21 protein-coding genes are annotated in these 22,058 nt (G+C 38.9%); 15 read left to right on the forward strand and 6 right to left on the reverse strand.

The features are described from left to right. Positions 1-13 precede the first annotated feature (13 nt). The 4 genes from RTX21_RS08035 to RTX21_RS08050 all read left to right on the forward strand — a co-directional run bounded on the left by RTX21_RS08035 (position 14) and on the right by RTX21_RS08050 (position 3,376). Positions 14-808 (forward strand): sulfite exporter TauE/SafE family protein, encoded by a 795-nt coding sequence (locus RTX21_RS08035; RefSeq protein WP_116036822.1) that lies wholly within the window; start codon positions 14-16, stop codon positions 806-808. A gap of 83 nt (positions 809-891) precedes the next feature. After that, a complete protein-coding gene (locus RTX21_RS08040) occupies positions 892-2,304 on the forward strand; it encodes a rhodanese-like domain-containing protein (protein WP_034972694.1) in 1,413 nt (470 codons plus the stop codon). A gap of 11 nt (positions 2,305-2,315) precedes the next feature. After that, entirely contained in the window at positions 2,316-2,879 is a 564-nt protein-coding gene (locus RTX21_RS08045) for a YeeE/YedE family protein (protein WP_034972696.1), read from the forward strand. Between the two features lie 11 nt (positions 2,880-2,890). After that, on the forward strand, positions 2,891-3,376 hold the full coding sequence (locus tag RTX21_RS08050; RefSeq protein ID WP_034972697.1) for a YeeE/YedE family protein: 486 nt from the start codon (positions 2,891-2,893) through the stop codon (positions 3,374-3,376). Between the two features lie 65 nt (positions 3,377-3,441). Here RTX21_RS08050 and RTX21_RS08055 read toward each other — a convergent pair whose 3' ends face one another. Both RTX21_RS08055 and RTX21_RS08060 read right to left on the reverse strand, forming a co-directional pair. After that, positions 3,442-4,137, reverse strand: coding sequence for a VIT family protein (locus tag RTX21_RS08055; RefSeq protein ID WP_034972698.1), 696 nt, complete (start codon positions 4,135-4,137; stop codon positions 3,442-3,444). Positions 4,138-4,197: 60 nt separating this feature from the next. Further along, entirely contained in the window at positions 4,198-4,743 is a 546-nt protein-coding gene (locus RTX21_RS08060; RefSeq protein ID WP_245750485.1) for a DUF3570 domain-containing protein, read from the reverse strand. Between the two features lie 83 nt (positions 4,744-4,826). On the opposite strand from RTX21_RS08060, the gene RTX21_RS08065 reads away from it, so the two are divergent. The 11 genes from RTX21_RS08065 to RTX21_RS08115 all read left to right on the forward strand — a co-directional run bounded on the left by RTX21_RS08065 (position 4,827) and on the right by RTX21_RS08115 (position 17,011). Then, entirely contained in the window at positions 4,827-5,282 is a 456-nt protein-coding gene (locus tag RTX21_RS08065; RefSeq protein ID WP_051879765.1) for a MarR family winged helix-turn-helix transcriptional regulator, read from the forward strand. Then, positions 5,279-6,661 carry a TolC family protein gene (locus RTX21_RS08070; protein WP_034972699.1) on the forward strand — a complete coding sequence of 461 codons (1,383 nt, stop codon included), beginning with the start codon at positions 5,279-5,281 and terminating at the stop codon, positions 6,659-6,661. Before RTX21_RS08065 ends, RTX21_RS08070 begins: the two co-directional genes overlap by 4 nt. Positions 6,662-6,666: 5 nt before the next feature. After that, complete coding sequence (locus RTX21_RS08075; RefSeq protein ID WP_034972700.1) at positions 6,667-7,623, forward strand: HlyD family secretion protein; 957 nt, start codon at positions 6,667-6,669, stop codon at positions 7,621-7,623. A 2-nt stretch (positions 7,624-7,625) separates the two neighbouring features. Next, a complete protein-coding gene (locus RTX21_RS08080; protein WP_034972702.1) occupies positions 7,626-8,786 on the forward strand; it encodes an ABC transporter permease in 1,161 nt (386 codons plus the stop codon). A 59-nt stretch (positions 8,787-8,845) separates the two neighbouring features. Further along, positions 8,846-9,721, forward strand: coding sequence for a helix-turn-helix domain-containing protein (locus tag RTX21_RS08085; protein WP_312766751.1), 876 nt, complete (start codon positions 8,846-8,848; stop codon positions 9,719-9,721). Positions 9,722-9,820: 99 nt separating this feature from the next. Continuing rightward, on the forward strand, positions 9,821-11,410 hold the full coding sequence (locus RTX21_RS08090; protein WP_312766753.1) for an oleate hydratase: 1,590 nt from the start codon (positions 9,821-9,823) through the stop codon (positions 11,408-11,410). A 168-nt stretch (positions 11,411-11,578) separates the two neighbouring features. After that, on the forward strand, positions 11,579-12,538 hold the full coding sequence (locus RTX21_RS08095; protein WP_312766754.1) for an alpha/beta fold hydrolase: 960 nt from the start codon (positions 11,579-11,581) through the stop codon (positions 12,536-12,538). Between the two features lie 36 nt (positions 12,539-12,574). Next, on the forward strand, positions 12,575-13,336 hold the full coding sequence (locus RTX21_RS08100; RefSeq protein WP_034972706.1) for an MlaE family ABC transporter permease: 762 nt from the start codon (positions 12,575-12,577) through the stop codon (positions 13,334-13,336). 9 nt (positions 13,337-13,345) lie between these two features. Beyond that, entirely contained in the window at positions 13,346-14,113 is a 768-nt protein-coding gene (locus tag RTX21_RS08105; protein ID WP_034972708.1) for an ABC transporter ATP-binding protein, read from the forward strand. A 3-nt stretch (positions 14,114-14,116) separates the two neighbouring features. Continuing rightward, a complete protein-coding gene (locus RTX21_RS08110) occupies positions 14,117-15,115 on the forward strand; it encodes an MlaD family protein (RefSeq protein ID WP_312766760.1) in 999 nt (332 codons plus the stop codon). 126 nt (positions 15,116-15,241) lie between these two features. Then, positions 15,242-17,011, forward strand: coding sequence for an oleate hydratase (locus RTX21_RS08115; protein ID WP_312766762.1), 1,770 nt, complete (start codon positions 15,242-15,244; stop codon positions 17,009-17,011). Positions 17,012-17,236: 225 nt separating this feature from the next. Here the strand turns inward: RTX21_RS08115 and RTX21_RS08120 are convergent, their stop codons facing one another. The 4 genes from RTX21_RS08120 to aceA all read right to left on the reverse strand — a co-directional run bounded on the left by RTX21_RS08120 (position 17,237) and on the right by aceA (position 21,971). After that, positions 17,237-18,373, reverse strand: a complete 1,137-nt coding sequence (locus RTX21_RS08120) for a catalase family protein (protein ID WP_312766764.1) — start codon at positions 18,371-18,373, stop codon at positions 17,237-17,239. An 11-nt stretch (positions 18,374-18,384) separates the two neighbouring features. Further along, positions 18,385-19,743, reverse strand: a complete 1,359-nt coding sequence (locus tag RTX21_RS08125; protein ID WP_034972716.1) for a Dyp-type peroxidase — start codon at positions 19,741-19,743, stop codon at positions 18,385-18,387. Between the two features lie 2 nt (positions 19,744-19,745). Continuing rightward, on the reverse strand, positions 19,746-20,297 hold the full coding sequence (locus RTX21_RS08130; RefSeq protein WP_028122560.1) for a hypothetical protein: 552 nt from the start codon (positions 20,295-20,297) through the stop codon (positions 19,746-19,748). Between the two features lie 405 nt (positions 20,298-20,702). Continuing rightward, positions 20,703-21,971 (reverse strand): isocitrate lyase, encoded by a 1,269-nt coding sequence (aceA, locus tag RTX21_RS08135; protein ID WP_034974114.1) that lies wholly within the window; start codon positions 21,969-21,971, stop codon positions 20,703-20,705. Between the last annotated feature and the right edge of the window lie 87 nt (positions 21,972-22,058).

Consider the following 22,058-nt stretch of genomic DNA (forward strand, 5'->3'; position numbering starts at 1 on the left):
TAAATAAAAGCAAATGGAAATTTTTGGCTATATCGCTTCAGTTTTAATTGGGATTTCTTTAGGATTAATTGGCGGTGGAGGAAGTATTCTTACCGTTCCGGTCTTAGTCTATCTTTTTGGATTGGATGCATTTTTAGCAACTGAATATTCACTTTTCATCGTCGGAATCAGCAGTATTGTAGGTTCTTTTGCTTACTTTAAAAAAGGTCTGGTCAATCTGAAAACAGCTTTCATTTTTGGAATCCCTTCTATTATTTCAATTTTTCTAACCCGAAATTATCTTGTTCCACTTATTCCTGATGAAGTTTTCAGCATCAGCAATTTTGTGGTGACCAAGAATATTTTTCTGCTTCTCATTTTTGCTGGTTTAATGATTTTAGCATCGTATAAAATGATTAAAAAAAGTCCAAAATTAGAATTACAGGCTGTAGAAATTGATAAAAACAAAACAATTTTGGCCGCAGGTGAAGGCTTTGTAGTGGGAATTCTTACCGGACTTGTCGGCGCAGGTGGTGGATTTATGATTATTCCCGCACTCGTTAATTTGCTGAAGACACCAATGAAAGTAGCCATTGGAACTTCTCTGGTGATTATTTCTCTCAATTCTCTTATCGGTTTTTTCTTATCTATAAAAAATATCGAAATCGACTGGAAACTTCTGGCTACTATTTCTTCCATCGCCATTATCGGGATAATTATTGGTGCTCAACTTTCGAAAAAGATTGACGGAGAAAAACTGAAACCCGCTTTTGGATGGTTTATTTTGATAATGGGCATTTACATTATTGTGAAAGAATTATTCATCTAAAATACTTATGTAACAAAAGTAGCGGTACAGAAATTTCTAAACCGAGAACTTTGTATCAATAAAAAATTTAAAAAAATAGAATAATGAATATAGAACAAATTTATACCGGATGTCTTGCCCAGGGAGCTTACTATATTGTTTCAAACGGAGAAGCAGCGATTATTGACCCGTTAAGAGAAACCCAGCCTTACATCGAAAGATTGCAAAAAGACGGCGTTGTTTTAAAGTATATTTTTGAAACCCACTTCCATGCAGATTTTGTGAGCGGTCATGTCGATTTAAGTAAAAAAACAAAGGCACCAATCATCTACGGACCAACCGCAAAACCAGAGTTTGAAACTATTATTGCAGAAGACAATCAGGTTTTTGAATTGGGAAATATCAAAATAAAAGTGCTTCACACGCCAGGTCATACGATGGAAAGTTCGTCTTTTTTATTAATGGATGAAAAAGGAAAAGAAACAGCACTATTCAGTGGAGACACTTTGTTTTTGGGTGACGTCGGTCGTCCGGATTTGGCTCAAAAAGCGGCGAATCTTACGCAGGAAGAATTAGCAGGTTTGCTTTACGACAGTTTATACGAAAAAATATTGCCATTAGAAGATGATATTATTGTATATCCAGCGCACGGAGCAGGTTCTGCCTGCGGAAAAAATATGCAGAAAGAAACGCTTGACAGCTTAGGAAATCAGAAGAAAACAAACTATGCGCTTAACCAAAAAGATAAGAAAAGCTTCATAAAAGCAGTTACAGATGGGCTTCTGCCGCCACCTGCTTATTTTGGGGTGAATGTTGCGATGAATAAAAAAGGCTACGAAAGTTTTGATGAAGTTTTATCTAAAGGACTTCACGCATTGTTTCCTGACGAATTCGAAGAAACCGCGGAACACACCGCAGCTTTATTGTTAGATGTACGGAACAATAATGATTTTGCTAAAGGCCTCATTCCGCAATCTGTAAATATTGGTTTAGACGGAGATTTTGCACCTTGGGTTGGAGCTCTTATTGTAGATGTACAACAACCGATTTTATTGATTACAGACGAAAATCAGGAGCAAGAAGCAGTTACAAGATTGAGTCGTGTAGGTTTTGATAATGTGATTGGTTTTTTAAAAGGCGGTTTCGATGCGTGGAAAAACAGCGGTAAAGAAATCGATACTGTGAATAGAATTTCTGCTAAGGAATTTGAGAAAGAAATCTCGGGAAAAGAGGTAAAAATTATCGATGTGAGAAATGAATCCGAATACAGTGCAGAACATATGGATGAAGCTTTCAACAAGCCTTTAGCTTATATCAATCAATGGATTAACACATTAGATTCTAAAGAACATTTCTACTTACATTGTGCAGGAGGATACAGAAGTATGATGGCTGCGAGTATTTTGCAGGCAAGAGGATACAGGAATTTTAGCGAAATTGCAGGTGGTTTTGGCGAAATTGCAAAAACGGCAGTTCCGAAAAGCGATTTTGTTTGTCAGAGTAAAGTTTTAAAATAAAAATAAAATTAATGTTAGAATTAATAAAAGAACCTTGGCCGTGGTATGTTGCAGGACCTCTCATCGGCCTTACAGTTCCTGTTTTGCTGATTTTAGGGAATAAATCTTTCGGAATAAGCTCTTCTTTGAGACATATTTGTGCGGCTTGTATTCCTGCGAATATCAGTTTTTTTAAATATGACTGGAAGAAAGAATTATGGAATCTGTTTTTCGTTTTCGGAATTTTTCTGGGTGGAATAATCGCTTCTCATTATCTCATCAACAACGCAGAAATTTCGGTAAATCCTAAACTGAAAGCAGAATTAGCGACTTACGGAATTACGGATTTCAGCAATCTCGTTCCCGCTCAGCTGATGAATTTTGCAAGTCTGTTAACTTTGAGAGGTTTCATTACAATGGTAGTCGGAGGTTTTCTCGTAGGTTTCGGAACCCGATATGCAGGAGGTTGCACCAGCGGTCACGCTATTATGGGATTATCCAATTTACAATTACCGTCGCTTATTGCAGCAATCTGCTTTATGGCAGGAGGTTTTTTAATGGCAAATGTCATTCTGCCGATTATTCTTTCACTTTAATAATTTTAAAAATGATAAAAGAAACAGAAGATATACGTCATCAGGACACCATTTGCGTTAACGAAAGTGAACTGAAACACAACTGGTACCAAAATCTCAAATACCTCATCGTCGGAATTATTTTCGGGATTGTATTTGTAAAAGCGGAAGTTATAAGTTGGTTCAGAATTCAGGAGATGTTCCGTTTGCAGTCTTTTCATATGTATGGCGTGATTGGAACTGCAATTCTCACAGGAATGATTTCCGTTTGGCTCATCAAAAAGTTCAACATTAAAACCATTCATGGCGAACCCATCAAAATTGCGCCAAAAAAATTTAACAAAGGGCAAATCTATGGCGGATTGATTTTCGGTTTTGGCTGGGCAATTACAGGAGCTTGTCCTGGACCTCTTTTTGCACAAATCGGAACCGGAGCATTAGCAGTTATCGTAACTTTGGCAAGTGCCATTTTGGGAACTTGGGTGTATGGTTATTTCAGAGAAAAATTACCTCATTAAAATCTTAAATAGATAAAGACTGTAATCCAAAACTACAGTCTTTATTTTTTATTTAATAATATTACTTACGCCACAGAAACTCCGAAAAGATGTCCAATCAAAGCCGTAACGCCCATTGCGACAGTTCCCCAAAAGCAAATTCTCAAAATGGCAATTCCCATCTTGGAACCGCCTGTTCTCGCAGAAATCGCTCCCAAAATCATCAAAAACATAATGGAAAATCCGTATTGGAAATAGACCATTTGTTTGATAGGTGCCAAAAGTGAAACCGCAAATGGAAGCAACGCTCCCAAACCAAAAGAAGCAAACGAAGCCATGGCCGCCTGCAAAGGTTTTGCCTGTGTGATTTCGTTAATTCCTAATTCATCATGAGCGTGAGCTGCCAAAGCATCGTGATTAGTAAGTTCTGTCGCCACTTGTAGAGCAGTTTCCTTACTTACACCGCGCTTTTCATAGATTTTAGCCAATTCTTTCAGCTCTACTTCCGGCATTTCTTTAAGCTCACTTTTTTCTCTCAATAAATCCGCCTTTTCGGTATCTTCCTGCGAACTTACAGAAACATATTCACCTGCAGCCATCGACATTGCTCCAGCAATCATTCCGGCTAATGCGGCAAGAATTATCGTATTTCTATCCGGAGAAGCAGCCGCAACTCCAATCACGATACTCGTCGTTGATAACAAGCCATCATTCGCACCCAAAACCGCTGCACGAAGCCATCCTACTCTATTGACGTAATGTTTTTCTACTTGATGATGCATACTTTACTCGTTTAAAAAATTACTTGTCAAATATCATTCAACAAGTCAAGTATTACAATTCTATTTGAATCTTAAATTTAACGAAATAATATCAGAAGTCATCCCGACAGATTTCGTGTAATGGCCATACCTGATTTCCAACATATTCAACCTTTGTACTCCAAACAGACCATTTTTAGGATTAAATCTAATTCCTGCACCGTAAAAATTACTGTTGAATTTAGACAAATCATAATTGCTCGTGTAATAATCGTCGAAAGCCGTATGTTGTTGGTAAGGTGAAAAATATTTCGCTGCAGTTTGCGAATAATACCTGTAAAAAGGCGTAACAGAAACAAAAGGTGAGATTTTAACAGGTGTTTCCAGACTTACAGTGTTCGATTTCAAACCCCAATCGTCGGTGTAATATCTGTAGTACGCTCTCAGAATCACTTTATCTCCAAGAAAATAATTCGCTCTCACACCAACCGGAAGTTTAAACCTCTTATCCGGCAACGTTTCCTGATGAACCGAATTATCATTAAAATAAACCCTGTGAAATGGCAAACTTAAATAACCCGTCTGTTGAACGGCATCGGTAAGAAATTCCATCTGGAAATTCATCATATTAAGATTTAAAAAAATTTAATATAAATTAGTTGCAACAACAACTATTGTTTAATTAACTTTGTTCAATAAATAATTTTTATATGAAAGCTGAAAAAATATTAACTGAACAAGATCGATACAATCTGCTTACTGGCAATGTACCTATGCTGTTTAATCGTTTTTTGGGTCAGCAATTCAAATTGAATAATATTGACCTGACCCGGGAACAATGGTCGGTGCTGGTACCGCTATGGAAAGAAGATGGATGTTCACAACAGGCAATAGCAGATTTTACCCACAGGGATAAGCCCAGTATAACCAGACTTATCGACCAATTGGAAAAAGAAGGCTACGTAGAAAGAAGGCCCCACCTTACCGACAGAAGGCAAAACCTGATATATTTAACAAATAAAGGAAAGGAGATAGAGGAAAAAGTAATGTATATTGTTAACAATGTAACCGAAAGGGCAACCAAAGGACTTTCAGAAAATCAAATCATGGAGATAAAAAACTTCTTTCAGCATATTCAAAAAAATATTCAAAACGAAATGGTATGAAAAAAATAACGTTAGCCATTACTTTGATCCTATTCGGCACTATCACAAAAGCACAGATTCTTATAAGTAAGGATTTGGATTACGCTATCGGAAAGGCATTGCAAAAAAACACTGAAATAAGGAATCAAGATCTTGAATTACAAAAATTAGAATTGGAGCGTAAAAGTGTATTGGCCAAATACATACCGAAGATCGAGGCTGCAGGGTTGTATTCCTACATCAGCAGCGATGCAAAATTGGATTTAGCTACCTTGAACTTACCCGTCACAGGATATCCGGTTTTTGCGGGATCTTCCGATTTCAGCACAAATGCGAATATCCTTTATGGAGGTCTTACCGCAAAAGCTGTACTGTTCAGTGGCGGACAAATCCTAAATGGAGCCAAGGCTCTCAAAGAAAAAAATACAGGCACAGCTTTTATGATGGAAAATCAGAAAGATGAGGTCATAAAAGATATCATAGGGAGCTTTGACCGTCTCAAACTTCTTGAAACCGCCGAAACACTCATCGATAACAGCGAAAAGAGATTGAATAAGGAAAAAGAAAGAGTAGAAAAGGCAATATCCGAAGGGTTAGCAATTCCTTATGACCGAGATAAAATCAAACTCTCCACTCTGGAATTGGCTTCCAAACGTGCAGATGTTCAAAATAAAAGAAAACTTTTGATACTCAAGATAAAACAGTCCACCAATCTTTCTGAAGAAGAAATTCTTAAAACTAATCATCAGTTGGAACCCATCATTATTTTGGACAGCCTGAGCACAGCAGAACGAAATGAGATAAAAGCACTGGAATCTTTCAAAAAAGCTTCCGAATATGCCCTTAAAAAAGAAAAAGGAAGCCTTCTTCCCACAGTTGGGGCTTTTGCGGGATATAGCTATGCATCATTATATAATGCCAATACAAAAGTGCCGATTGAACAATTAAATACGACCGCCAATTTGAAACTAAATGAATTGACACTACATCCTAACTGGATGTTGGGCGTGGCTGTGAAATGGGAACTCTTCAGCGGATTTGAACGTAAACATAAAATAGACGAAGCCAAAATAGGACTCGCCCAGGTTGAAAATAAACTGGCTGACACCAAAGAAAAAGTAGATCTTGAATTGGAAAAAAACAAGGTAGAATACAATACCACGTTACATAAGGTAGATATTGCGATCCAAAGGGAAAAAATAGCACAAAATAATAATGAAATAGCATCAAAGCAATACAGATTAGGGCTTATTAACGTCACTGAACGCCTTGGAGCGGAAAATGATATATACAAAGAATCCTTAAACAAAGTAGAAACCGTGATTGAACAGCGGAATGCTGCTATTGAAGTTTACCGTGCATCGGGAAAATTATCAAACTTTATTAAAATCCAAAACTAAGCAAAATGAAAAAAATTATTTACATACTCAGCATTGCAGGCATTTTAGCTTCTTGTGAGAATAAACCGAAAGTATCACAAACCATCCAGGGAAAAACCGAGCGGGAAGAGATTGCAGTAGTAGGCAAAATAGCAGGCAGGATAGATAAAATTCTGATCAGCGAGGGAGCTCTTGTAAAAAAGGGAGATACATTGGCGATATTGGAAATCCCGGAAGTAGACGCAAAAAAATCACAGGCACAGGGTGCCGTAAAATCTGCTCAGGCACAGTACGATATGAGTGTACACGGTGCTACTGCCAATCAGTTGGCACAGCTCTATGCCAAAAAATCGGCTTTGGTAGAGCAATATGAGTTTGCAAAAAAATCCCTGGCAAGAATGAATGCCATGGTAAAGGATTCATTGGTTCCGCAACAGCAATATGATGAAGTATTCGCAAAGTATCAGGGAGCCAAATCACAAATGATAGCCGTAGATGCAGAAATTGCCGATGTTAAAAACGGGGTCCGCATAGAACAGCAAACAATGGCGTTGGGACAAAAAGACCGTGCACAGGGAGCTTTGGAAGAAGTACAGGTTGCCGAGAAAGAAAGGTATATCATTGCACCACAGGATATGAAAATAGAATCGATCACATTGAAGCTGGGGGAACTGGCACTACCAGGATATACGCTTTTCAAAGGTTCTCTTAATAATTCCATATATTTCCGTTTTACTATTCCTGAAAGTCAATTGGCAAATTATGCAGAAGGAAAAGAAATCAATGTGCATATACCTTACAAAAATCGGGATATCAAAGGGAAAATCAGAAATATAAAACAAATAGGTGCCTATGCTAATATTGCTACAGCATATCCTGATTATGAAGTGCAGGACGCTTTGTATGAAATATTAATAGACCCTATTAACATCCAACAAGCAAACGATATCCTAAGCAAAACAACAGTAACGCTAAAACCTTAATAATGAAAACATTTCTCAATCTGATCAAACGGGAGTTCGGTTTGTTCTGGAGCAACAAGGTTCTCCGAATTTTGTTTATTGGGGCTCCTTTGATGTACGGTGTTTTGTTGGGATATGTGTACAGCAAAGGGAAAGTGACAGATTTACCAATCATAGTGGTAGATTATGACCAAAGCGCACTCAGCCGGAAAGCAATCGAAATGATGAATGACAACGAAGTTTTGTCTGTTGCAAGGCTGCAGTTTGATGAGACAAACCTCAATCGTTTGATGATTGAGAAAGATGCAACCTGCGTCGTTATTATTCCAAAAGATTTTGAGAAAGATGTGCTTACAAAACGATATCCTGAAGTCACTACCATAGTCAATACAGCAAATGTATTGACCGCAAATTATTCTTCATCAGCCCTTCAGCTGGTCTTAGGAACCCTCAAAGCAGGAACACAGGTCGAAACCTTACGTAAACAAGGAGTTCCGGAAAATTTGCTGATGAGTCAGTATGAGCCATTTAAAACCACATTTATAAAAAAGAACAACAGAAGCACCAACTATATGTATTTTTTGTGGCCTGGTGTTTTGGCTACTGTGCTTCAGCAGGTATTACTATTGGGACTGGCTCTTTCTTTTGCTTCCGAGTTTGAAAACGGCACTTTCAAATATCTGGTACATAAAAGCCGTTCTGCATTTATGCTGATGCTGGTTAAAATCGTGCCTTATCTCATAATGAGCTTCGGGATATGGCTGATGTACTGGGGTTTTACGAAGTGGTTCAGAATTCCTTTTTATGAAAACATTTTTCCGCTTACCCTAATAGCGGGTGTTTTTGTAATCTCGGTCTGCTTTATAGGAATTTTGGTGAGCATCCTTGTTCCGAACCAGCTGAAAGCTACGGAAATCCTTATGGTTATTGCCACACCCAGCTTTATCCTGTCAGGATTTACCTGGCCGCTCAGCCAAATGCCAGTTTGGGTTCAGTATATTGCAAATATCATCCCGCTTACGCATTTCCTGCCTGCCTTTAGAATACTTATCATAGAAAAAGGCGCTGTAGACCTCACCTATCCTTATGTTATAAAAATGATAATCATAGGAACAGTAAGCGCCATTGCCAGTTATAGTGTTTTATTTTACAAAGTCCGAAAGATTAAAAGAGAGGAGCTGTAGCGAGATAAATATAAGGCGAAAAATATATCTTCCTGCATAAATCCACTAAATAAGAAGCTATGAAAGCTTACGAAAGTATTAAAGAAATATTATCTTTTTATCACGTACATTGTGAGAAACCTTACTTTATATCGTCAGGAAAACTCATTTTTGAATTCCCAAAAAGACTCTTCCGAATGGATTTTTATGCATTCTGCATCTGTGTTTCTGGTAGTATAGATTTAGAAATTGATAATCAGCATTACAAGATATCCCAAAACGGATTCCTGATATCTGCTCCATCAACAATTATAAAATTTGTAAATAACAGCAAAGATTTCCGTCTGAAAGTTCTTTTCTTTGAAAAGAATTTCCTGCTCAAGAACATTTCTAATCCATTTTTTATCGAGAATCTGTCTCTATTCAATAAAAATAGCTTTAACGTAGTAATTTCCAACGAATCAAGTAGTACGCACTTAATCAATTTATTGGATTATCTTCAACAGCAGACCACGAGAAATGGTCGTTTTACAGAAGATATTGTTCGTACTATTATTATTAATATTTTATTGGAAGTTGCCGTCCTAACTGATGAAGGCAGAAAAGACAACGCATATCCCACTCCACAGTATAACAATCATATTTTTTTTAAATTCAATGAATTGGTGAAAGAAAATATTTTGCAGCATAAGGACGTACAATACTATGCGGACAAGCTATTCATTACCAACAAATATCTTATTCTGATTGTAAAAAAAGCGACCGGCAAAACGCCACATCAGATTATTGACGAGGCCTTATTAAAAGAAGTATGCGTTCTGCTCGGCTATCCAGAAAAAAATATTTCTCAGATTGCATTTGAAACGGGCTTTAATTCTACCTCTGCATTCGGCCGTTTCTTTAAAAAGCATGCGTCAATATCGCCCCAAAGGTATCGAAGACAACAGCATTTTTAAAAAAGAAATTCCGTATATGATTTTCGAATTTAGGGATACCAAGGAATTAATGTATATCAATACCTTTATTATATAAAAATAACCTAAAAAAAATATCATATGAGCAATTCGAACAAACATGCATATTTCATCGGAGGCGGATTGGCAAGTCTTGCCGGTGCCGTATATCTGTTAGAAGACGGTGACTTTAAAGGCGAAAACATTCACATCATTGAAACCCTGCCGATTTTGGGCGGTAGCAACGATGGTGCGGGATCTAAAGAAAAAGGGTTCATCTGTCGTGGCGGGCGTATGCTCAACGAAGAAACCTATGAAAACTTTTGGGAATTAACATCCCGTATCCCTTCTCTGGATGTCCCGAACATTTCCGTAAAAGACGAAATTCTGGCATTTGACCACGCGAATCCTACCAATGCAAAGGCGCGGTTGATTGACAAGAACGGAAACATTTTACCCGTAACGGATATGGGTTTCAACACTCAGGACCGGATGAAATTTTTGAAATTGTTTTTTGCCGATGAAAATGATTTAGACAACATTACTATTCGTGATTGGTTTGACGATCATTTTTTTACGACCAACTTCTGGTATATGTGGCAAACCACTTTTGCCTGGCAGGAATGGAGCAGTATTTTTGAATTTCAACGCTATATGAAACGTATGCTGTTGGAATTTTCAAGAATCGAAACACTCGAGGGGGTTACCAGAACACCATACAACCAATATGAATCCGTTATCTTACCGTTGAAGGCATTTTTGGAACAGCATAAAGTGGACTTTTCATTAAGAAAAACCGTTACCGATTTGGATTTTGCCGATGATGATGGCATTACCGTGACGGAAATAGAATGCATCAATGCAGAAGGAAACACAGAGAAAATAACCGTAAATGAAGTCGATTTGGTATTCTTTACCAACGGATGTATTACAGACAATTCTAATAACGGCGATTATTACACGCCTGCAAAATATTTGCCGTCAAATCCGCCAAGTTTTGCATTATGGCGTAAAATTGCCAACAAGAAACCCGGCACGTTGGGTAACCCAGACCCGTTCTTTACCAAACCGGACGAAACAAAATGGTATTCATTTACGCCAACATTCAAAGGAAATAAATTTCTGAAACTTATTGAAGAATACACTGGAAACAAACCGGGCAGCGGAGCTTTGATGACGTTTAAAGATTCATCGTGGCGAATGTCAATTGTGGTGGCCGCACAACCGCATTTCAAAGCGCAAGGCGATGATACTACCATCCTTTGGGGCTACGGATTATATCCAGATGCAGTGGGAGATTATGTGAAAAAGCCGATGATTGATTGCACGGGCGAAGAAATTTTGACAGAGTTGATTCATCATTTGCATTTTGAAAAACACGAACAGGAAATAAAAGATAGCGTTATCAATGTTATTCCGTGTATGATGCCTTATATCGATGCTTTGTTTCAGCCGCACGCTAAAGCAGACCGCCCTGCAGTTGTTCCTGAAGGCAGCACCAACCTAGCAATGATTAGTCAGTTTGTAGAAATACCGGAAGATATGGTTTTCACAGAAGAATATTCGGTACGTGCAGCACGTATCGCGGTATATACCCTACTCGGCCTCGATAAAAAAGTAACACCAGTAACAGAACACTGGAAAAAACCAGACGTTTTGGCAAAAGCCATCCATACCTCTTACAGAAATTAAATATAAAAAAAGAGCTGCCTTTACACTTTATCGAAGTTCTTTCTTGCTAAAGGCGTATCTCTTTAACCGATAAAAGAGATTGTCTATAATAACCAATTTATCTAACTTTATTCTGCTCTTGCTTTTATCAAGGGCAGAATTTTTATTTTTGTACAAAATCAACCGACTATGGCAAAACATTCATCAGGCTATATAAAAAGGCAAAAAATTGCCAACTCAGGTACGCACCAACTTTTTTATGAATTATTTGAACCAATAAATGAAGCTCCGAAAGCTACTGTCCTCATTCTACACGGGATGCAGGAGCATAGCGGTCGTTATAAAAATTTTGCGGAATATCTGGCGAACAAAGGTTTTGCAGTTCTATTATACGACCATCTCGGACACGGAAAAACGGCGGTAAACCGGGAAGAACTTGGTTATTTTCAAAAAGAAAATCCCGAACAGCAACTGATAGACGATGCAGCAACGATGGCAGCATTTTTAGAAAACAAATACCCTAACATTTCTCACTTTTTATTGGGGCATTCTATGGGGTCTTTCGTTGCAAGATGCTTACTTCAGAATCAGGAAGCTGATTTTAAAGGCGCGGTCATCGTGGGAACGGGAGGAAAAATCAACGGAATCGGTTTGGCTAAATTTTTCCTGTCCATCAGCAATATTATTGCACCAAAACACAGGAGCAAACTCATCAACCGAACTTTTTCAATAATTAATAATCAACATTTTAAAGGCGAGAAAGATGGCGACCTTACCAGTTGGCTAAGCCTCAGCAAATCCAACCGTGGATCATTTTGCCGGGACAGCCTATGCGGAGTACCTTTTACCAATAATGGTTTTTGCGCATTAGTTTCTCTAAATCAACAGGCAACGGAAAGAAAATGGGCAGAAAAAATACCAAAAGAATTTCCTTTTCTTTTTGTAAGCGGAGGTGATGATCCCATAGGAGACTTCGGAAAAGGTGTCGAAAAAACGGTAACACAAATGCAAAAAGATGGTTTTACAGATGTTAAAGCAAAAATTTATCCTGCTATGCGACACGAAATACTTAATGAGGATATTAAAGAATATGTATATGAAGATATAAGGGATTGGCTCAATAAAAAAATACAGCAATTGGAAAAGTAGACTAAAAATATTTTAATTTAAAAAAATAATTTGTTAATGATTAAAATACGTAGTTTTTTACAGGAAACAGGCAATATCACACAGTTTACCAAAAATTACTTTCTATTAGGTTTCCGTCCACCATATGAAATAAAGGAACTGCTCGCACAATGCTATCTCATAGGTTACAAATCTTTGGGGCTTATTGCCATGACAGGCTTTATCATCGGCTTGGTTCTTACGATGCAGCTGCGGCCAAGCCTCGTACGCTATGGTGTGGAATCCCAGCTGCCTGTAATGGTAGGCATTGCCATCATCCGTGAAATAGCACCCGTAATCGCCGCTCTCATCTTTGCAGGTAAAATTGCCAGTAGCATCGGGGCAGAGCTGGGCTCGATGCGGGTTACCGAACAGATAGACGCAATGGAAGTAAGCGGTACACATCCTTTTAAATACCTTGTTGCCACACGTGTCCTGGCTACAACATTTATGCTTCCCGTACTTATCATCCTGGCGGATGCCATTTCACTATATGGTGCCTGGATAGGTGTTAACATTGGCGGTACAACTAGCCTGTCACTTTTCTATTCACAGGTTTTTGACTCCTTGGATTTCAGTGACATCATACCAGCTTTTATCAAAAGCTTTTTTTTCGGTTTTGCAGTGGGAATTATGGGTGCCTATAAAGGCTATAATGCAGTAAAAGGAACACGGGGCGTGGGGAACGCCGCCAATTCAGCGGTCGTGCTCTCCTCTATCCTTATCTTCGTTTTGGACCTGATTGCGGTACAGATAACCGGCATTCTCGGATATAATTAAATCATCATTATGGCGGAAACAAAAACAACAGCAAACGGCAATAATGACAATGGACCGGCCATCGTCATTGAAGATATTTATAAAAGCTTTGGTGAAAAAAAAGTGCTTAACGGTTTTAACCTAACGGTCGATAAGAACGAAAATGTTGTAGTTCTCGGAAAATCAGGCACGGGAAAATCTGTGCTTATCAAATGTATCGTCCGGCTTTTAACACCTGATAGCGGTAGGATAATGATTTCCGGGCAGGATATTGTCCAACTGGAAAATCAAGAGCTGGACAAGGCACGCTCAAAAATAGGTTTTCTTTTTCAGGGAAATGCCATCTATGACTCTATGACCATCCGCGAAAATCTGGAATTCCCTTTAAGAAGACGGTGGTTCCGGCTGAAGCAGGTTGAAATTGACGCACGGATTGAAGAAGCACTCGATAGTGTGGGGCTTAAACATACCGTAGACCTTATGCCATCCGAATTGTCGGGAGGGATGCTGAAAAGAATAGCTCTGGCACGTACTGTCATCCTCAAGCCGGAAATCATCCTTTATGATGAACCTACCACCGGACTTGATACGGTAACGGCAAAAGAAATAGACAGCCTTATCATGGATATACATAGAAAATACAAAACATCATCAATCATTATCTCACACGATATGAACTGTGTGAAAAATACGGCTGACAGAGTAGTCTTGCTGCTTGACGGAAAATGCTATGCACAAGGTACTTATCAGGAATTTGAAAGTTCTGATGACGAAAACATTAAACAATTTTTTGATTAAAATATGAATAAAAATAATATCAAGCTCGGCTTATTTGTAATTTCGGGGCCTATACTTATGATGGCTGTTTTCTTTTACATTGGCAGCGGTTCGGGTATTTTTACCAGCAAATTTGAGCTCAGGGCAAAATTCAAAAACTCTAATGGGCTCAGGGAAGGAAGCAATGTGCTATTTTCAGGGATGCAGGCGGGTTCTGTAAAATCTGTAAAATTGTCCGAAAGGGATGATATAGAGGTCATTATGCTTATAGACAAAGATATTGCAAAGCATATAGACAATAGTGCCAAAGCCTCGATTGGAACAGAAGGCATTATCGGCAATGCGGTGGTCAATATTTTACCTTACGGGAAGCCGGGCAGACCGGTGCAGGAAAAAGAATATCTCACGGCAGATACCAAACCAGGTGTGGATGAAATACTCAACACGCTATCGGCAAGCAACAACAATATACACGATATATCCAAATCTCTTAAAAACACTGTGCATAAAATTGACAGCAGCCAGATTTTAAAATTAATTAATGACAAGGCATTTGCCGAAAACTTAAAATTATCCATCCTGAAAATACGCCAAAGCACGGAAAATATAGAAAACCTGAGCAGTACTGCAGAAGCCATCATTACGTCTACACGCCAGGGAAAAGGAGCAACGGGACTTCTCCTTGCCAACAAAGATTTTGAGTCCCAGCTTAAGCAGACTTTCAATAACGTCAATGCCGCCAGCAATAATCTTAATACAGTAAGCAATGAACTTATCACAGTTGGTAAAAACCTGCAGACATTCAGTAAAAATATAGAAAATGGAAAAGGACCGGTAAATGCCCTTATCACTGATACCGTTCTTACAAAAAACATCAATAACAGCCTTTACAATATCGAAAAGGGAACCGAAGGCTTCAACCAGAATATGGAGGCTCTGAAGCATAATTTTCTCTTCAGAGGTTACTTCCGCAAACAGGAAAAAAAGAAAAGGGAAACCGAAAAACAGAATCTCCAAAGATAACATTATTGGAATATCAGCACATACAATTAGAATTTTGGGATATATAAAGTGAAAGCAATATGTGTAACTTTATTAAACAAAAACAAGGTTATTTTATCATATATTATAAACTAAAAAAATCTAATTATGTATTACAGTAATGGGAATTACGAAGCATTTGCCCGCCCGAAAAAACCGGCAAATATTGAACAGAAATCTGCCGTACTTATCGGTTCTGGATTAGCTTCATTGGCCGCCGCAGCTTTTTTGATACGCGATGCGCAAATGGAAGGAAACAAAATCCGTATTCTGGAAGAATTAGCTTTACCCGGTGGCAGTATGGACGGTATCTGGAATGAGCAGAAAGGCTACATCATACGAGGCGGACGGGAAATGGAAACACATTTCGAAACCCTCTGGGATTTGTTCCGCTCGATACCCTCATTAGAAACGGAAGGCGTTTCCGTACTGGACGAATATTATTGGCTCAATAAAGAAGACCCTAGCTTTTCCCACGCCCGTGTTATCGAAAACCGTGGAGAAAGACTGCCCACGGATGGCAAGCTTACACTTTCCCAGAAAGCCATCCACGAACTTATAGCGCTGGTTCTTCTTCCTGAAGAAAAACTACAGGATGTACAGATAGACCAGGTATTTACAGAAGAATTTTTCCAATCCAACTTTTGGACCTACTGGGCTACGATGTTCGCATTCGAACCCTGGGCAAGTGCGATGGAAATGCGCCGATATGTTCTTCGTTTCATCCATCACGTTGGCAGCATAGCAGATATGTCCTCACTACGCTTCACGAAATACAACCAATATGAATCACTGATTCGTCCGTTGGTAAGCTACCTTGAGTCCCACGGTGTTACCTTCCAGTATGATAGCCAGGTTCAGAACATACTTGTAGAAAATGAAAACGGCAAAAAAGTAGCGAAGAAAATCGAATATATTAAGAATGGCAATGCAGAAAGCATCAGCCTGACCGAAAACGACCTGGTGTTTGTTACCAACGGCTCCATTACCGAAAGCAGTACATACGGTGACAATCATAACCCTGCTCCTGTTGCTGACGGCATTGGCGGAAGTTGGCAACTTTGGCAGAATCTGGCAGACCAGAATGATGCCTTTGGAAAACCCGAAAAGTTCTACAAAAACATTCCCGAAGCCAACTGGGTAATCTCCGGAAGCATTACCTTCTTCGACGAAAAAGTGATTCCGTATATAGAAAAAATAACAAAAAAAGACCCAAGAAGCGGTTCTATAGTGACTAGCGGACCTGTCACAATAAACGATTCTAACTGGTGGTATGGCTTTTCCATCAGCAGACAGCCCCACTTCAAGGCTCAGAAAAAAAATGAAGTAATTGTTTGGGTTTATGGGTTGTATTCTCATAAACCAGGAAATTATATCCAAAAGAAAATTACGGAAGCCACGGGGATAGAGCTTTGCAAAGAATTTTTATACCATATTGGTGTTCCTGAAAATGAAATTGCAGAAATTGCACAAGCTGCCAACAGCATCCCTTGCCGTATGCCTTATATCACATCTTACTTTATGCCTCGTGCATTGGGAGACCGCCCATTGGTGGTTCCGGAGGGTTCTGTGAACCTTGCTTTTATCGGTAATTTTGCCGAAACTGGAAAAGACACCGTATTCACGACCGAATATTCCGTGCGTACAGCAATGGAGGCAGTTTACACCCTTTTGGATGTAGACAGAGGTGTCCCGGAAGTTTTTGCTTCTTCATATGACATCAGGGTACTGCTGAAATCCATCTATCACCTTAATGACAATAAAAACCTAAATGAAATTGAATTTCCTTGGTTGATTTCAATCCTTGAAAAATATGGTGTCAAGAAAATAGAAGGTACTTATGTTGAAGAGATTTTAAAAGAAGCCAAGTTGTTATAAAAGATTTTTTTAATTTAATTATTTATACAATTATAAAAAGAGGCTGTTACAAAGCAACAGCCTCTTTTTATTTTGAAAATGAATCTACATATACTTTTCTAATTCCCCTCTGTTGAAATCCATTTCTCATCTTTAAAATAAAAGGGAAATTTCCTAGAAATAGCAGTATCACATAAATTTCCAGGATATTAGCATTTGATTTTCGATTTTCTTATTTATAATATTTTACAATTTATAAAACTCCGGATTGAATGCTTCCTCCAAGTTCTTTGGTTCTTGACGTTTTTTGTGGTTCAGCTCGTGTCTTGAGGTTGAAGATGTTACATACGCTGACTGTCGTGAACGCTGTAAATTTCCAATCGGTGAATTTTCTTCGATGGTTCTGAACGGTGTAAACGACATATTTTCCATAATTTCGAAATTACCGTCCTCAGGAACTGTTTGTTTCGGTATTTTGATTTTTGCTACTGTTCGGAATGGTGATAATTCCTGCGACCATTCTTTTGTGAGGTCGTTGACAGGCATTTCTTTCAGGTCTTTGCAAAGTTGTATTTGCAGCTCAAACGTAAGGTCATTTTGGGCTATTTCTTTGATAATTCCTTTCCTGTAAGGCCATTCTGCGCTGTCTATATCAATATCTTTTTCCGTGATGGCGTTCTTTGTCTGCTGAGTTGGGACTACCCTTACTTTGGCAATATAATCGCCGTGGCGAACCGCTCCCATACTGTAAAATTCGTAAAGAAAACTGTTGATGGAAGGGATTTTCTCAAAAGTTTTAAGAGCGCCCAATTCCTTCAAAGCCTCAAAATTCGGGAATGCTTTTTTATTTTCGGTGACCCAAAGTGCGGCAAATTCCAATTTTCCCAAAGCTCCCCTTTCAAAGAAATCATTTAGTTTTAAAAAGAGCTTTGAAATGAAAACATAATGTTCTGCCGAGTTGCAGAAAAACACAGGGTTATTAATCAGGTTAAAATCCACATTGGGCGAATCTTCTTCTCCGGAAGATAATTTTTTGCCTTCTACCTCAAAAATCTTTAAAGCAAATCCCTGTGCATTACCGCTCAGTTTATCGGGCAAAACTCTGGACGAACCATTGGACAGGCGAACTGCCGCCTGGTGCTTTCCGGGCTTGGCGTAAATGCCCTGCGCCAGTTCTTCGGGCAGATTATCCAAAATTTCTACCTCTGCTTTCAACACTGCGTAGCCGTTGGCGTGCGCATCTCTTGTATGTTGCGTTGCCCTGCTCAGGTGCGGCGTATTTTTGATGTATTCCCGGATGTCGTTATTAATGGTGGTAATATATTCGTCGAAATTTTCGGGAATTTCTTCCAGCTCGTAACTGTATTTGATGTATTCTTCCATAATTCTTTTTTTTAGGGGAGTTCGCTAATCCATTTTAATGCGGAAATGCTTGGGATAAAACAATATTCGCCGCCTTTCACGATGTTGTAGGTCTGCAAACCACGGTATCTTTTGATGAAAGGGTCTGCCGGTGCAGAAAACAATGCGTCTTTGTCCTGAACACCGATTACAGGGTCTTTTTCTGTTCCCAGATTTTGGGCATTACCATCGTTCGCCCATTGTTTTTGAAGAAATTCCAGTGTTCCCATTGCATTGGCACTAATGCCAATAAAGTACTGGCCGCGTTCCTTACCGTCATTTTTGGTTATATCCGGTGGAACAATATCGCCAAAAGTTACACTTCTTCTGATAATCCTGTGCAAACGTTCATCCTCCAAAACAAAAGATTTGGAATCTCTCGGGTTCATCCTACGGATATGCGAACTGAACGGGCATTTTTTACCGTATTCATCATCTTTGAAAGAAAAGTCATTGTTCTTCTGCAAATCATCGCCCAGCTTTTCATCGTCTTTTTCGGGAGCTAAAACCAAAGGTGCACCACTTCGCCAGCGACCCACCATTTTAGCGGCCAAAAGTTCGCCTTCTTCCGGCGAAGAAGAATTTTCCTTAACGAACTGATTAAATTCCGCCACTTGGCTCTGGTACTTTCTGAAAACCATAAAAGAACCGTTCTTCCCTAAAACTTCAGGCTGTGGAAACGGCTTTATGGTGCCGGCTTCTCCAGGATAGCCCAGTATAAATTCGCCTGCTTTAAGCGGGCGGTCAAATCCAGGCGGAACTTCTATCCCACTGCCTTCAATTTCCGGGTTGCTAATACCGTCTCTGAATCCGAACACATTTTTAACCTCTTCAGATACGCTGAAATTGTGACTCAAGATTACTTCTATGCCTCTATTATCAGCCAATTTAGACCGAAATTCCTCCAGCTTGCTTTTCCACGCCTCTTCATTGTTGGCGATAATCGCCGCAGCGATGTGAATATGCGACCTTTTAAAAACCCTTTCCCAGTTTTTGGGGTCATTGACACCAATGTCATATAGAAAACGGGAGCGGTCTGCCATTCCTTCCTTGAAGGATTCGGGGAAAGTCTCAAGCGACTCTTTAGGCACGCCGATTTTTTCCAGACCTTTATAAGTGAACGTCAACGTAACCGATGCCCCTTCATTCTTATGCCAGTCTTCCGCAGAACTCACAATCGGCAAGAGTTTTTGGAGCATTTGTCTGGCTGCCACAGCATCTTTGATTTCAATGATTGCCACCGTTCCGAAATACGGAATAGGGCGGCTTCTGAGAATTAAGGCCTGTATTTCGTTCAGCTCAATTTCTACTTTATTGGGATTGAATATCCGCTTTAAAAATTCCAATGCCATACTTAGATTTTATTTGCTTCGTCAATCGCCCTATTAAGTCCGGTAATGATTTTATCATTTCTCCTCACATCATTTACAGTAAGATGCGGAACACCAACATACCAGCCGGTCGCGGTAATCTGATGGTCTAGAATGAACTGTTTTACACTCGGGTCTTTTATGCCCGGCCAGCCTTCCACATTACCGAAAATGATGTCCATCAGCTGCGGAATTTTTGTGGCGAAATCATCAATATAAGCATCCCAGTCGCCATCATAAGCCGTGCAGAAAAGAATCTTGGTATCGTTATCAAATAAAACGATACGCAGGTCGTGCAGTGTTCCTACTTTGGTTGCCCCTTTCAGGTTTCCGCCTGCAATTTCCATTATGGTCCTGAGGTTTTCTGCACCTCCCGGTTTAAGGTCTGCCATCGCCGTTAACTCAGATACACGCCCAGAGCGTAACCCTTTTTTGCCGGCAGATGTAGTGGAATGGTCGTAACCATCATCAATACCTTCACTGAAATTCGCCTTTGCCAATTCGGCAGTCAATTTGATTTTGTCTATGAAACCCATAATTCAGATTTTTGATTAATTATTCACATTGTTTTTTGAGATAAAAACAATAATTTTCAAGAGTGTACTACAAATGTAAAGCCACAGGCAGCCTTAAAAATATACCAAAATTCGTATATTATGTACTAAAACTCCCTAATCCCACCTATTTGCTTTAAAAGCTTCAATTGATAAAAGGAAATATCTTATCTTTAATCTTGTTGTAATTTTGAGAGAATAAAACCTATTTAACTATAAAAAATCAATCTTTATAATTGAGATTTCTCAATATTTACTCAATAGAACATTCAAAACAAAAACCTTCCTCAAAACAGGAAGATTGCAACAATTAAATTTAATTATAATGGATTTTTTGTAAGAATAGTTAAACGCAAAAATACAATGAAATTTGCCAATATTAAATTTTTAATGAAACTGTGCTGTTTCTGTCGAATCTCTCATCGCCACTGTTGCTGCCGAACCATTGGTTACAATATTTTGAATTTCATCAAAATATCCTGTCCCAACAAAAGACTGATGTTTTACCGCTCTGAAACCCTGCTTCTGCAAAGCAAATTCGCGTTCCTGCAATTCAGAATAACCTGCCATTCCTTTTTCTTTATATGCCAAAGCTAATTCAAACATCGCAGTATTCAAAGCATGAAAACCAGCCAATGTAATAAACTGGAATTTGTAACCCATTTTTCCCAATTCTTCTCGGAAATTCAGCATTTCATCGACACTTAATTTTGCAGCCCAATTAAAAGAAGGTGAACAGTTATAAGCCAACATTTTATCTGGAAATTTTGTACGAATTCCTTCTGCAAATTTTCTTGCCATCTCCAGATCCGGATTTGACGTTTCCATCCAGATCAAATCGGCATAAGGAGCATAAGATAAACCTCTGTCAATTCCCTGCTCTACACCATTTTTCACAACATAGAAACCTTCGGAAGTTCTTTTCCCTGTCACAAACTTTTTATCCCTGTCATCAATAACTGAAGTCAACAAATCTGCCGCATCTGCATCTGTTCTAGCAATAATTACAGTCGGTACTCCCAAAACATCTGCTGCTAAACGAGCCGATATTAGCTTATTAACCGCTTCTTGAGTCGGAACCAAAACTTTTCCACCCAAATGCCCACATTTTTTCGCAGAAGATAACTGATCTTCAAAATGTACTGCTGCCGCTCCCGCCTCAATCATTTGCTTCATTAATTCATAAGCATTTAAATTTCCGCCAAAACCTGCTTCTGCATCGGCGATTATTGGAACTAAATATTCTTTTTCTCCACCTCCGTTTACGGATTGAATTTGATCTGCCCTTAATAATGCATTATTAATTTTCTTCACAACAGAAGGTACTGAATTCGCTGGGTACAAAGATTGATCGGGATACATTTCACCAGACAAATTAGCATCTGCTGCAACTTGCCAACCTGAAAGATAAATTGCTTCCAGTCCCGCATCAACTTCCTGAACCGCTTGATTTCCAGTTAAAGCTCCTAATCCGGCAACAAAATCCTGAGAATTGAGTTTTGTCCAGAATTTCTTTGACATTTCGGTAGCAATCGTATAATCTAATTGGTAAGAACCTCGAAGTTTCAGTACATCTTCGGCTGTGTAAGGTCTTTTCACGCCATTCCAACGTGGATTATCCAGCCAGTCTTTTTCTAATTCCTGAATTTTTTCCATTTTTGTTTTTTTTGTTTGGGCATTAATACCTGAGCTGACCGCAAGTATGATTAATGCTGTTACTGACATTATTATCTTTTTCATTTT

Source organism: Epilithonimonas sp. (assembly GCF_032054305.1).
In the GTDB taxonomy this organism is placed as follows: Bacteria; Bacteroidota; Bacteroidia; order Flavobacteriales; family Weeksellaceae; genus Epilithonimonas.